Here is a 279-nt window from a genome sequence, read left to right on the forward strand (position 1 = left end):
GTTCGCATTCAGGGCCAAGATCTGGAACATCGGCCAGGAGGGGCAGGTGTTCGCCGGCGCGATGGCCGCCTATTGGGTGAGTTTCTGGATAGCGCCATTGCCAGGCTGGCTGGCCGTCTGCACACTCGCGCTGGCCGGAATGGCGGGCGGCGGCGTGCTCGGCCTGTTGGCCGGCGCACTGAAAACCAGGTTCGGCACCAGCGAGATCATTTCGACGGTGATGCTGAATTACGTCGTCATGTACCTGCTCGCCTACCTTCTCGATGGCGGCCCCTGGAT

The 279-nt window shown here is 63.4% G+C and carries 1 pseudogene; it reads left to right on the forward strand.

The features are described 5' to 3' along the window. Positions 1-46: 46 nt before the first annotated feature. Positions 47-279: pseudogene (locus tag P9230_RS32270) on the forward strand (ABC transporter permease); the annotation flags it as partial.

Source organism: Mesorhizobium sp. WSM4887 (assembly GCF_029625865.1).
Classification (GTDB): domain Bacteria; phylum Pseudomonadota; class Alphaproteobacteria; order Rhizobiales; family Rhizobiaceae; genus Mesorhizobium.